At 44.6% G+C, this 13,258-nt stretch carries 9 protein-coding genes; all 9 read left to right on the top strand.

Features of this window, described 5'->3' with window-relative positions:
• Nucleotides 1-54: 54 nt before the first annotated feature.
• Nucleotides 55-1,629: an ABC transporter substrate-binding protein gene (locus tag GCU39_RS09865; RefSeq protein ID WP_152393351.1), complete on the top strand. Its 1,575-nt coding sequence runs from the start codon at nucleotides 55-57 to the stop codon at nucleotides 1,627-1,629.
• Nucleotides 1,630-1,710: 81 nt separating this feature from the next.
• Entirely contained in the window at nucleotides 1,711-2,661 is a 951-nt protein-coding gene (locus tag GCU39_RS09860; RefSeq protein WP_407671701.1) for an ABC transporter permease, read from the top strand.
• A 12-nt stretch (nucleotides 2,662-2,673) separates the two neighbouring features.
• Nucleotides 2,674-3,579, top strand: coding sequence for a carbohydrate ABC transporter permease (locus tag GCU39_RS09855; protein ID WP_152393349.1), 906 nt, complete (start codon nucleotides 2,674-2,676; stop codon nucleotides 3,577-3,579).
• Between the two features lie 82 nt (nucleotides 3,580-3,661).
• Nucleotides 3,662-5,401, top strand: coding sequence for an ABC transporter substrate-binding protein (locus GCU39_RS09850; protein ID WP_152393348.1), 1,740 nt, complete (start codon nucleotides 3,662-3,664; stop codon nucleotides 5,399-5,401).
• A 414-nt stretch (nucleotides 5,402-5,815) separates the two neighbouring features.
• Nucleotides 5,816-7,204, top strand: coding sequence for a glycoside hydrolase family 30 protein (locus tag GCU39_RS09845; RefSeq protein ID WP_152393347.1), 1,389 nt, complete (start codon nucleotides 5,816-5,818; stop codon nucleotides 7,202-7,204).
• 80 nt (nucleotides 7,205-7,284) lie between these two features.
• Nucleotides 7,285-9,618 (top strand): helix-turn-helix transcriptional regulator, encoded by a 2,334-nt coding sequence (locus GCU39_RS09840; protein WP_152393346.1) that lies wholly within the window; start codon nucleotides 7,285-7,287, stop codon nucleotides 9,616-9,618.
• A 201-nt stretch (nucleotides 9,619-9,819) separates the two neighbouring features.
• Nucleotides 9,820-10,710, top strand: coding sequence for an ABC transporter permease (locus tag GCU39_RS09835; RefSeq protein ID WP_152393345.1), 891 nt, complete (start codon nucleotides 9,820-9,822; stop codon nucleotides 10,708-10,710).
• Nucleotides 10,711-10,814: 104 nt separating this feature from the next.
• Nucleotides 10,815-11,606, top strand: a complete 792-nt coding sequence (locus GCU39_RS09830) for a carbohydrate ABC transporter permease (protein WP_227793515.1) — start codon at nucleotides 10,815-10,817, stop codon at nucleotides 11,604-11,606.
• An 88-nt stretch (nucleotides 11,607-11,694) separates the two neighbouring features.
• Nucleotides 11,695-13,245, top strand: a complete 1,551-nt coding sequence (locus tag GCU39_RS09825; protein ID WP_227793514.1) for an ABC transporter substrate-binding protein — start codon at nucleotides 11,695-11,697, stop codon at nucleotides 13,243-13,245.
• The last annotated feature ends 13 nt before the right edge of the window (nucleotides 13,246-13,258 follow it).

Here is a 13,258-nt window from a genome sequence, read left to right as displayed (position 1 = left end):
CGTTAAGTCCGGTTAAGCATAAGTTGAAAAAATATTAAGGGAGGTCTTTGTTTCATGAAAGCGGTAAAGAGGAATGTTGTAGTATTGTTCATACTCTTATTAGCTTTGTCCCTAGTCATGGCAGGGTGCGGGGGCAAAAGTGATGCAAACAGTCAAGTGAGCGACGAAAAACCGACAACTGAGAGCAATTCGGACAATAATGGCAAACAAACAAATTCAGAATTGAAACCTTACAAGTTGACAATGGTCTATCCAGGCAGCGTGCAAACGGATCAAAGGAAAGTCGAAGAAGCTATGAATAAAATTTTGCAATCCAAAATCAACGCCACTATCGAATTGATGCCGATCGATTGGGGGCAATGGGATAATAAAGCAAACCTGATGATCGCATCCCGCGAAAAATTTGACATTATGTTCACCGCTCAATGGAATGGACATGCAGTGAATGTATCGAAGGGCGCGTTTATCCCACTGAACGACGACACTCTGGATCAATACGGGAATTTATTGTCCAAATACGGCCAAGGCATACTCGATACCCTAAGTCCAACCTTCCTGGAAGGGGCGAAAATTAACGGAAAGAACTATGCGGTGCCGACGAATAAAGAACTCGCTGCGCAGGGTGGCGTAATTTATCGCGAGGACATTGCTAAGGAACTTGGACTGGATATGACCCGTGTGAAAACAATCCAGGATCTTGAACCTATTCTGAATACCGTCAAAGAGAAAAAGCCTGAGATGGTCCCGCTGTTTTTCAGAAACGGGGAGAATTTCAACTCCCATTACTTTTTGCAGACCGATGCGCTTGGCGATGCTTCGATCCCCGGCGTTATCTTGAAAGATCAAGACAGCACGAAGGTTGTCATAACAAGCGATCTGGATCGTTATCTAGAAACGTTGAAAATTTCACGCGACTTTATGAAAAAAGGTTATATCAACAAAGACGCAGCCACAACATCGCTCGGGACGGGAGAAGCTTTAAAATCGGGCAACGTGTTTATGATCACCGCTTCCTTGAAGCCGGGCAAAGATGCCGAATTGGCGAACAGCAACGGGATACAAGGCAAGTTGAAGCAAATCGAAATGACGGCCAAAACTGTATCAACAGGAGATACCGCCGGTTCCATGCTCGGGATTTCTTCCACGTCGGCTGATCCGGCTCGTGCCATGATGTTCATTAATTTGCTGCATACAGACCATGAATTGAATAACCTGCTCAACTTCGGGATCGAAGGCGTCCACTATGAGAAGGTGTCAACAAACATTATCAAAGCGACGAATGCTACGAAAAATTACAACCCCGGCGCTTCTTGGATGTTTGGCAACCAGTTTTTGAATTATATCTGGGAGAACGAGGATCCGCAAAAGTGGGAGAAATTCAAAGCGTTCAACGAAGGTGCAAAAAAATCGCCTGGACTTGGCTTCACCTTTAATGCCGATCCTGTAAAAACAGAAGTCGCAGCGCTGGTGAATGTCGGGAAAGAATACGATCCCGCGCTGGATACGGGGTCCGTTGACTTAGATAAAGTACTTTCAAAGTACAGGGAGAAGCTGAAAGCCGCAGGTTTGGAGAAAATATTGGCGGAAAAACAAAAGCAGCTCGACGCTTTTCTTGCAGCCAAAAAATAGAACAGATTGATGCCGATTAGCATCTCGATAAAGAATGCCGCGGTATGAAGTCTGATATAAAGAGGAGGGCAGATGAAACTGATGTCAGCAGAATTCGCGCAGGTGACAGAACCCCGAAAGAATAGTCGGTTCTGGAAAACCATGCTCCAGCAAAAATATTTGTACATGATGTCGGTTCCTTTTGTCATATGGGTATTCGTATTCAGCTATGTACCGGTATGGAGCTGGCTTATGGCTTTTCAAAAGTACAGACCGGGCAAATCGATTTTCGAGCAAAAATGGGTAGGCTTCGATAATTTTATTGAGCTATTCCAAGATGAACGATTTTATATTGTGTTAAGAAACACGCTAGGCATGAGCGTCATGGGGCTGATCGCCGGGTTTACAGTGCCGATTTTATTCGCTGTATTGCTAAATGAGCTGCGCCAGCAATTGTTCAAACGATTCGTGCAGACAATCTCTTATTTGCCACATTTCGTTTCATGGGTTGTAGTTGCTGGTATTGTCACAAAGATGTTGTCGATCGACGGCGGAATTATCAACGAGCTGCTGTTAAAGCTACATATCGTAGATGAGCCAGTACAGTTCATGGCCAAAGGGAGTTGGTTCTGGTCGATTTTGACGGCATCCGATCTATGGAAAGAAACGGGCTGGAATGCAATCATTTATTTGGCGGCAATTGCAGGCATCGATCCGGAGCATTATGAAGCGGCGAAAGTCGATGGGGCGAGCCGGTTACGGCAAATATGGCATATTACGATTCCGGGTATTCGTTCGACGATCATCGTGCTACTTATTTTGTCAATAGGGCACCTCATTGGCATCGGTTTCGAAAAGCAGTTTTTGCTCGGGAACAATCTCGTCAAAGATTATTCTGAGGTGCTAGAGTTGTATGCGCTGAATTATGGACTTGGAATGGGACGATTTTCGTACGGTACAGCCATCAGCATCTTCAACTCAGTCATCAGTATTGCATTGTTGTTTGCAGCCAACGGCCTGTTTAAGCGGATTACGAAGGAAAGTGTCATCTAGCAGGGAGGCGCTATGAAAAGTAAAAGCAATTTTAACTCAACGGTGTCAGACCGAGTATTTGGCGCTACCAATAGCGTTATCATGCTCGTCGTCTTGGTCGTTACATTGTACCCTTTCTTGAATGTGCTAGCGATATCGCTCAACGATTCTACGGATACGGTTAAGGGCGGCATCCATATATGGCCCCGCGTGTTAACGTTGGATAATTACAAGGCCATCTTTCAATTCAATGGCATTATGACCGGGTTGAAAATTTCGATAATGAGGACGGTGGCTGGCACGCTACTAGGCTTGATCAGCGCATCGATGATCGCGTTCACGTTAAGTCGCGTCGATTTCCAAGGACGCAAATTCATTTCTACCTTTTTGGCGCTGACAATGTATTTTTCCGGCGGATTAATTCCCGGTTACATGCTCATTCGCGATTTAGGTATGCTGAACACATTTGCGGTTTATATTTTACCGGGTCTTGTTAGCGCATTTAATGTGTTTGTAGTCCGTTCTTTTATAGACGGTATCCCATATGCCCTTCAAGAATCGGCAAAGCTGGACGGGGCCAACGACTTCATGATTTTCGCGCGGATCATTTTGCCGCTCTGTAAGCCGGTGCTCGCGACAATCGCACTGTTTCTAGCCGTTGGGCAGTGGAATTCCTGGTTTGACACGTATTTATACAACGGATCGAACGAGAACCTGACAACGCTGCAGTTCGAGTTGATGAAGGTGCTTCAGAGCACTACAGCTGGCAATAATACGGACATTCACAGTCTCAATATGACACAAATGATGAATCGGATTTCTCCGGATTCAGTCAAAATGGCCATCACCATCGTCGTTACGGTGCCGATACTGCTCGTATATCCGTTCCTGCAAAACTATTTTGTCAAAGGAATGACGCTTGGTGCAGTCAAAAGCTGATCTGAAATAAGATGCTCGGTCATCGAAGTATTAACAGGGCGACCTGGTATCAGTAAATGATATTTCTACAGGAGGGGTTTATATGAAAGTCAAATCAGTACAAATTGCAAGCACTCTGATGCTAGCCCTCATGCTCGTACTGCCTGCTTGCGGCAAATCGGACACGCCTGCACAACCCGAGAACAAAACGGATTCGCAGACGAATAATGCGGATTCCGGCAAATCCGAAGGAGACAGCACGAAGTCGAACAAGGAAGACACTTCCTCGATTACGTTTACGTTTTTTGGCGCTGACCCGAATCCGAACTGGAACAATATGCAGGACGATGTAGGCAAAGCGATCACGGCTAAAACCGGCGTAACGGTGAAGGCCGAATTTGAAGTAGGCGGAGCCTCAGGGCAGAAGGTTGCTCTGATCGCGGCAAGTGGTGAATACCCGGACTTGATTTTCGCGAAATCCGACATCAACAAAATGGTGGATGCCGGCGCGATGCTGGATTTGACCGATCTGATTGACAAATATGCACCGAATATCAAAAAAGTTGTAGGCAAATACGAGAAAAGGCTTCGTTACAGCGACGAGGATCATGCCATTTACGTAATCCCGTCCAATGCTGCTGTTGACGGGACAAGTTTCGATGCGGGAGGTGGCTTCGAATTGCAGCACGCTGTCGTGCAAGAGCTTGGATATCCGAAGATGCGCACCGTACAAGACTTCGAAAATGCGATCAAGGCCTATAAGGAAAAACATCCGACCATCGACGGTCAGCCGACGATCGGGCTCACCTTGAATGCTGACGACTGGCGTATGTTGATTTCCGTGACAAACCCAGCTTTCTATACGACCGGCGGGCCGGACGACGGCGAATTTTATATCGACCAGAACACGCAAAAGGTGACATATCATTTCCGTCGCCCGGAGGAGAAAGAATATTTCCGATGGCTGAACCATATGAACGATATCGGATTGTTGGATAAAGAGTCATTCGTACAAAAATACGACCAATACAAAGCAAAAATCGCGACAGGGCGCGTACTCGGTCTGATCGACCAAAGCTGGGATTACGGCGATGGTGAAAGAGCGCTGAAAGCAGCCGGCAAGTACGATCGCGGTTACGGCCATTACCCGATCACGTTATCCGAAGAGTATAAGGAGCATTCTTTCCAATCGACTGGATTTTTGTCGGGATATGGCGTAGGCATTACGAAAAGCTGCAAAGACCCGGTGCGAGCGATCAAATTCCTTGACTTTCTTGCCTCCGACGAAGGGCAAATTTTAAACAACTGGGGTATTGAGGGCAAGCATTATAAGATGGAAAACGGCAAACGTGTCGTTCCGAAAGAAGTGAACGACCGCAAAATCAACGATGCGATCAATTTCTCGAAAGAAGCGGGCATCGGCTTTTATTTCCTTTCCGCCCATTACGGCGATGGTGTCAAAGATCCGACTGGCAACTATTATACGACGAATTTCCCAGAGCAAATCGCCGCAAGCTACAACGACGTGGAAAAAGATGTTCTTTCCCATTATAACGCGACGACGTGGAAAGATTTGTTCCCGAAAGAAGATGAATTCCCGGTGAAGCCTTGGGGAGCGGCATGGACGATTTCGGTGCCTTCCGATTCCGAAGTGAGTGTCTTGTCCAATAAAATGAAAGACATCACTTGGAAGCGAGTTCCGGAGTCGATAATGGCCAAACCGGATAAATTCGACGCGATCTGGGACGCATATCAGAAAGAGCTGATTGATGCCGGCGTCGAGAAGCTGGAGCAAGGCTACGAAACATACGTCAAAGCCCGAATCAAGCTATGGAACGAATAAGTCGAGATAACGCATATGGAGAGGACCGTGAGGTCCTCTATTTCACGATGACATTCGGGTTCGTCAAGATGTTTCGCACAACTTACGTACGATCAGCTCCGCGTCGACCATTATGGGATTGGCATGGATTTGTTTGTTTATCAAATCGAATAACATGAGGGCGGCAAGTCTGCCGATCAGCCTTAAGCCGTTGTGAGGGACTAACATCTGTTGGTTTTTTGTTATAATCCAAGATCAATCGATGTACCGATGGAGGAATTTCATTCATGAGACGGTTATTAAGGAGAAATATGCATTTTGTGGAGTAGAACATGAGACGCAATTTTGTCATACTCATGAACAGGACTAGCAGCAGTCTAATGATGTTATTCAAGCTGCCTGTTACTTTGATCTTGTAATGAGGAGAGAATAAATATGACACTGGGTTCAAAAGTAGATGTTTGGTGGAGCTCGGAGAAAGAGCCTAGGGATAGATCCTGGTTCTACGCTCCTAAGGAAATTGATTATAGAATGGAAGCGAGACCGCAGTTAACTCTCTCGACGCCAGATGTGGTAGAATGTCCGACAATTACCGTATTTCCCGATATTGCATATCAGGAGATTCTTGGTATCGGCACTTCTATGGAAGAGAGTACCATTCACAATCTATTACAAATGTCGCCCGATAAACAGGAAGAGTTCTATACGCATCTGCTCGATTCGAATAGCGGAGTCGGTTTCAATCTCGTACGTATCACACTCGGTACTTCGGACTTCACGGCACGTACGTTTTATTCCTACAATGACTTGGAGGAAGGAGAAACTGATTTTCTGCTACAACGGTTCTCAATCGAAAAGGACATCCAGTTCGGCATCGTAAAGACATTAAAACGGATGTTAGAAATATCGCCCGAATTGCTTATTTTTGCTTCCTCGTGGTCGCCCCCTGCCTGGATGAAGACATCCGGCAGCTTGAAGCGTGGACAACTTAAAGAGGGCCATGAGTACATTGAGGCTCTTGCCCGCTATTATCGTAAAACCATTCAAGCTTATCAAGAGCATGGAATCGAGTTGTACGCGATTACAGTCCAAAATGAACCTTTACTTGAAATCGATTATCCAAGCTGCTTCATGAGTCCGGAGCGCCAGAAAGAGCTTATTATCGCGTTAAAGAAGGAGCTCGAGGCGTACCAGCTAAATACGAAAATCTGGATATTTGATCACAATTTCAGCGAGGGTTGGATGTACGCATGCCCTATCTTGAATGCGACAGAAGGACGTGACTCGTCGGACGGTATTGCATTTCACGATTATGAAGGAGAACCGACAGTGATGACGGAGTTGAAAAGCGCATATCCTGACCAAACGATACATCTGTCGGAAAGGTCGATTTGGGGAGTGGCGGCAGCTGACAGGATTGCCCAATATTTTCGTAACTGGGCTTCCAGTTATAACGCTTGGGTAACAATGCTCGACAGCACGATTGGCGAGCATCAATGGGTAGGAACTCCGGATCCGACTCTCATGGTGCAAAATGCCAACAATAGGGATGAATATTGGATGACACCTGAGTTTTACCTGAGCGGACAGTTTTCAAAATTTATTCAAAGAGGGGCTCGAAGGGTCGAGAGCAATTATGGCTGGGCGAGTTCGGTTACCAATGTCGCTTTTATGAATCCGGATCAATCATTAGTTGTTGTCGTAATGAATCAAACGGAAATGCAGCAACAGTTTCGAATCGTGTGCGATGGCAAGCAGATATTGTCCAGTCTTCCTCCTAAAACGGTAGCTACATATCGTTGGATGCGAGAGTTGAGCAACTAATAGTAACGGGTAAGGGCTGTCCCGATAGTGGCAGCCCTATATTTAACATTCAGTATGTGATCAGATAAGGAGGAGGCGGAATGAAGCTATTGGCCAGATTTCCTTCCCGCAAATATTTACAGCGCATTCTACTGACCCTTATTATCTTTGTTGTCGTTGTTCTATGCGTATTCTCGTTGACTATGTATTGGAACATGAAAAACACGACCCTTCATATTCAGTCTGAAGCGAACAGAAAAGTGTTGGCCCAAGTGAAATATAATGTAGAGTACATGGATGAAATATTAAAGAACTTAATGATGTCCCTGTATTTCGATAATGAGGTCATTCCTATTCTGAACGGGAAAGACTATACATACGACGACATCGCCTTCAAATTAGCTAAACTCGATAAACTAGCAGATTCCTCGACATATTTGCATTCTATTATGTTGTACAACGCTTATACCGATAGCTACTTATCCACCAACCGCAAAATTCAAGATAATTTGCACGGCGAGATTCAAAGATTCGAAAGAGAGATCGATAACCGTCTTAATCATCAGAAAATGAAACTGATACCAATTAAGATTACGGATAACTCCCCGTTGTCCGCTATCGATTTCTTTTCTTATATGATGTACGACAAACAAACTAATCCGTCGGAGCAAAGTAAGTTGATTCTAAATGTAAAACCAGAATGGATATTTAACAATATTAAAGTTATCAATGACTTGGCTTACGATAAAAGCAGTTCAGTGCTCTTGATGGATGGAAGAGGGAAAATGTACACGAATGAAAATCAACTTTCGAACTTTCTGCCTACCCCAATCATGGAACGGATTCAATCCGGCAAAGCTGAATTCGAATATTTCACCTACGGCAGTGGGAAAGACAAATCAATTGTTACGGTGCTGTCGTTAGGTGTCTATAATTGGAAGGCTGTCAGTATCCAATCCTATGATTATGCATTCCGGGAGCTAAACGGCTTTCGAAATATGCTTATTGTATGGACGATCGCGTTTTTACTATTATCGGCTGTTATTGCTTACGTCATATCTGCGCGGTTATATCGACCAGTAGAAACGATGCTTAATAAGGTAAGAGGTACCGTCCCGTTGGAATTGAAGCCCTTCAGGAAGAAGGATGAATGGTCTTATTTGTCCGCTAGTTATGCCTCTATCATGGATAAAGCCAATAGCGCGGAACTTCATCGTTTTCGAAATCGGAAAATCATTGAAGAGTTCCATATCCGTAATTTGTTGACGAAAAGTAAGTCCCTGACAACAGAGAAGTTTCGGCAGCTTCTGGCTGAGCATCGACTGCCGATCGATGGAGAAGGACCTTTCATCATTGGCGTTTGCAAAATCGACAAGTTCGAACAAAAAATGGCGCAGGCGAGTGCTGATGAGCAAAGGATATACCGCTTTGCCCTTGGAAATATTGCAGAAGAAATGCTTTCGAAGTTTTGCAAGCTCGCGTGGGTCGAGATGGGGGAAAACCAATTTGTGTTTCTGGCGTCGTTTCATGGAAAGACAATTTCGGTCTCGTCAATTGAAGGTTCGATTAAAGGTATGCAGCAGGTGATTCGAAGTTATTACCAGCTTTCAACAACGATTTCATTCGTATCTCCGTTCGAAAGCTATAGGGATATGGAAAATGCTTATACGGAAGCCCAAAATTTAATGCAGTATCGAATGCTGCTGGGTAGTTCTACTCTTATTACTTCCGAACTCGTAAAAGCAGAAGAACGACATGAAGATCTCCTTCAAGCAACCCATATCGAAAAGCAAATAATCGAGCATCTGAGAACCGGAAACAGTGAAGGCTTAGTCAAGGACTTTAATGATTTTTTTAATTATGCTGCCAATTTAACGTATACCCAGTTTATGAATGCGGTACTGCTCATGACTGTCACGGTTACAAGGATCATTAGCGAAGTCAACGAAAATTTACTTCGTCCAATTGAGATTGACGTCAGGCAGTTTTATCAGGAAGTGTTGAAGCAGGAGACAGCGGATGAAATCAAGGACTTATTCTTATCCCTGGCTGCGCAGTTTTCCGATCAATCCAATATAGGAGATATTGAAAAAAATGATATTTTATGCCGTACAATAAAAGCGATGATCGCCGAGAACAGTATGGATCCTGATTTTAGTTTGCAATCCATTGCCCGCCTTCTAAAGATGTCATCCGCCTATATTGGCCGTCAATTCAAACAATATTCAGGTATCTCCGTAACGGAGTATATTAACGATGTCCGCCTGGACAAGGCTCTTGAATTGCTCGAAACGAAAGACATTACGATTAATGAAGTGATGGAGCTTTCGGGTTATCGGTCCCAAAGCTATTTTTTCAAACTGTTCAAATCCAAGTACGGAACCTCGCCAAAAAACTACCGGCTAAGAAAAGCAATAACTGCTACAAAGGCATGAATCGGGCCTTGGAATCTCAGAAAGCAGATGAGGTTTCAAGGCTTTTTTTCTTGGCGACTGAAGGTGTTGAGTAAAGTGATAATTGAGAATGCAGAAATAGAGTAAAGTGCAATTTGAGGAGTGGAAGAAGAAGGGGGGGATCTGGCAAGATAGCCGTATGGTTGCTGCGCTTGAGCCGGCAACCGAAGGAGGTGAAAGTAGATGAAGAGTCAGAGAGAGTTATTTATCCTTAGTTTGCCGGCGCTGATTTTTAAGCTTGTTTTCAGCTATTTGCCGTTAATCGGACTTATTGTCGCATTTAAGAAATTCCGATTCAATCTGGGTATATTTGGAAGTAAGTGGAATGGGCTCGACAATTTCCGTTTTTTCTTCGTGTCAGACAATGCTTGGAGAATTACGCGTAATACGGTGATGTATAACGTCGGTTTTATCATCATTACGATGGTATGTGCTTTGCTTCTCGCACTCCTGTTGAACGAGATGTCCGGTAGAGCCGTGAAGGTATATCAGACGGCCTTATTCCTACCTTATTTCCTTTCATGGGTGGTTGTTGGATATATCGTGCTAGCTTTTCTGGAGCAGGAACGAGGATTGCTGGATCATTTATGGTCATTATTCGGTTGGGAATCGGTGAACTGGTATCAGGAAGCGGATCGTTGGCCGTATATATTAAATGCGGTTAACTTGTGGAAAACAGTAGGATTCTCGACACTTGTATATTATGCGGGGATTATTGGGATTAATCCGACCTATTATGAAGCGGCTAGAATCGACGGGGCAAGCAAACTTCAAATGATTCGCAATATAACGCTTCCGTTATTAATGCCACTAATCGTTGTTCTGGTCATTGTGGCAATCGGTGGCATGTTTCGTGCGGACTTTGGCTTATTCTACTTCATACCAAATAACTCCAGTTTCCTGTACTCCACGACAGACGTCATTGATACGTACGTTTTCCGCGCTTTGCGGACCATCGGAGATGTGGGAATGTCTGCCGCGGTAGGTTTATACCAATCGATTATTGGTTTCATTCTCGTCATTGCGGCGAACGGGATCATCAAGAAATTCAATAAAGATCATGCACTATGGTAAGGGGCGTCACGATGAATAATAACAATTTGCCCACTGTTCGCATTTTGACCCATGTTTTTCTTGGAATAGTTACTATAGCCATGGTTTATCCGCTATTGCTAGTTGTGGCTATTTCATTATCGGACGAGGGGAATGTCGTTAAATACGGGTACCGATTTATCCCTAAAAAATTTAGCTTTGAAGGGTACGAAGCCATTTTTAAAAATCCTGGCATTTTAATCAATGCCTACAGCGTAACGATTTTGATCACGATCGTGGGAACGGCGGCAGGGTTGCTGTTCACGGCAATGATCGCCTATGTCATGTCTCGCAAGGATTACCGGTACAGGAGAACGACGACTTTATATGTCGTGTTCACGATGTTATTTAGCGGGGGATTGGTCCCTTTCTACATTCTCGTCGTTAAATACTTGCATCTGAAAGACACGTTATGGGTCCTGATTATCCCTTATCTAGTCAATCCCTTCTACGTCATGATCATGAAAGGGTTCTTGGATCAAATGCCATCGGAAATCATTGAGTCAGCCAAGATCGACGGCGCAGGCGAGTATCGGTCGTTTTTCGCCATTGTGCTGCCTCTCTCTGTTCCTGCCCTAGCGACCGTTGGTCTGTTTATTTCATTTGTCTATTGGAATGACTGGTGGCTGGGTCTCCTGTTCATAGACACCGATAAACTTGTTCCCTTGCAACTACTGCTGTATCGCACGATGAATACGATAGAGTTTTATGCCGCCAACTCCCAGCATTTAAGTGGGAACGTCGATGTCACGAAATTTCCCAGCTTAACGGCGCGGATGGCTTTAGCTGTTCTTGGAGCGGGACCCATGCTTTTTGTCTTTCCGTTCTTTCAACGTTATTTTGTTAAAGGTCTTACTGTAGGCTCGCTTAAAGAGTAAAGGTGCACTATAGGAATAGACGGCGATGGAGTATTATCTTCGTTTTAATATCCATAACCGTATTCCATAGATTCAAGAGGAGGGTCGTATGATGGTAAAGGTAAAAAGAAGAGTCATGCATGCCGCGTTTGCAACGGTACTTGGTTTATCGCTGGTTTTGACGGCATGCAGCGGGGGAAAACCCTTGAACGAAGTCAGCAAGGAGACGACACCGAGAAATCAAGAGAGCGCGGATGCTGGCAACCAGTTGGAGCCGGTTGAGCTTACCTGGTATTATCCGCAATGGAGTATCCAACCGGATACTCAAAAGGTCCAGGATGCGATTAACAAAATAACAACCAAGAAAATCAACGCCACGATCAGATTAATGCCTACGGATGGCGGCAGTTATGAACAGAAATTAAATACGATGGTAGCTGCAAACGAAAAGTTTGATATTGCCTGGACGTCATTCTGGATGTTTAATTATGCTCAAAACGCGCGGCGTGGTGCTTTTGTCGAGATCGGTCCGATGCTCGAGAAGAATGCTCCCGAGCTGAAGAAGACTTTCCCGGATCTGGTTTGGGAAGCCCTTAAGGTAGATGGCAAAATTTACAGCATTCTGAATTATCAGACGATTACAAATAAGGAAGGCTTCCTTATCCAAAAGCGCTTTGCCGATAAGTACGGGCTTAATCCTGGCACGATCAAAACGATTAAAGATATCGAACCTTTTCTGACGAAAATTAAGGAGAACGAACCGGATATTATTCCGTTCGGGATGACGCGCGGAGGCAACTTCGAGAACATGAAGACGACCTTCAACAACATTGAATATATTTCTAACGAAGCGATCGTCGGAATCTATCGCGGCGACTCGGAGACGAAGGTCATGGATGTCATTCAATCGCCGGAGTATAAGGAATATTTGAACCTCATGAATGGTTGGTACCAAAAAGGATTAATCAATAAGGATGCTCCTACAGTCAAAGCGTTAGATGATCGGAAAAAAGCGGGACAACTTGCCGTTACATTCCATAATGTTCTGAAGCCTGGCAGGGAAGCGGAAGAAAAGAACGCATCCGGTGGCCAGGATATTATTACAGTACCTACATCCGAGCCATATGTGGGAACAAATACAATTATTCAGTCTATGCAAGCCATCAGTCAAACATCGGAAAATTCGGAGCGCGCTTTAATGTTTTTAAACCTACTGAATTCAGACAAAGAACTGTTGAACCTGGTCTGCTACGGCATCGAAGGAGAACATTATACTCGTATATCGGAAAATACGATCAAGCCTCTCGAGAACAGCAAATATAACCCCAATATTACATGGGTATTCGGAAACGGCTTTCTTGCCGACTTGCAAGAAGGTCAAAGCCAAGAAGTAAGAGACCAAACGTTGAAGGAAAATAGCGAAGCTCAATCCTCACCGATTCTTGGGTTTACGTTTGATCCGGAACCCGTTCAAACGGAAATCGCGAATATACAAGCCGTTAACGATGAATATGGACCATCGCTGAACACAGGGGCGGCGAAGAACTTGGATCAGAAATTGGCGGAATATATTGAAAAGCGGAAAAAAGCAGGTGTAGAGAAAATAGTGGCGGAAGTGCAGAAGCAATTGGATGCGTGGAAACGACAAACCGGGAAATAAAAAGAGGAGGCAA

It is taken from the genome of Paenibacillus guangzhouensis, assembly GCF_009363075.1.
GTDB classification, from domain to species: Bacteria; Bacillota; Bacilli; order Paenibacillales; family Paenibacillaceae; genus Paenibacillus_K; species Paenibacillus_K guangzhouensis.
The sequence above is the reverse complement of the archived record's forward strand: the minus strand, read 5'-3'. Positions and strand labels throughout refer to the sequence as shown.

Coding starts and splice junctions, on each gene's coding strand:
- GCU39_RS09865 (WP_152393351.1), top strand. CDS start 55: ATGAAAGCGGTAAAGAGGAATGTTGTAGTATTGTTCATACTCTTATTA.
- GCU39_RS09860 (WP_407671701.1), top strand. CDS start 1,711: ATGTCAGCAGAATTCGCGCAGGTGACAGAACCCCGAAAGAATAGTCGG.
- GCU39_RS09855 (WP_152393349.1), top strand. CDS start 2,674: ATGAAAAGTAAAAGCAATTTTAACTCAACGGTGTCAGACCGAGTATTT.
- GCU39_RS09850 (WP_152393348.1), top strand. CDS start 3,662: ATGAAAGTCAAATCAGTACAAATTGCAAGCACTCTGATGCTAGCCCTC.
- GCU39_RS09845 (WP_152393347.1), top strand. CDS start 5,816: ATGACACTGGGTTCAAAAGTAGATGTTTGGTGGAGCTCGGAGAAAGAG.
- GCU39_RS09840 (WP_152393346.1), top strand. CDS start 7,285: ATGAAGCTATTGGCCAGATTTCCTTCCCGCAAATATTTACAGCGCATT.
- GCU39_RS09835 (WP_152393345.1), top strand. CDS start 9,820: ATGAAGAGTCAGAGAGAGTTATTTATCCTTAGTTTGCCGGCGCTGATT.
- GCU39_RS09825 (WP_227793514.1), top strand. CDS start 11,695: ATGATGGTAAAGGTAAAAAGAAGAGTCATGCATGCCGCGTTTGCAACG.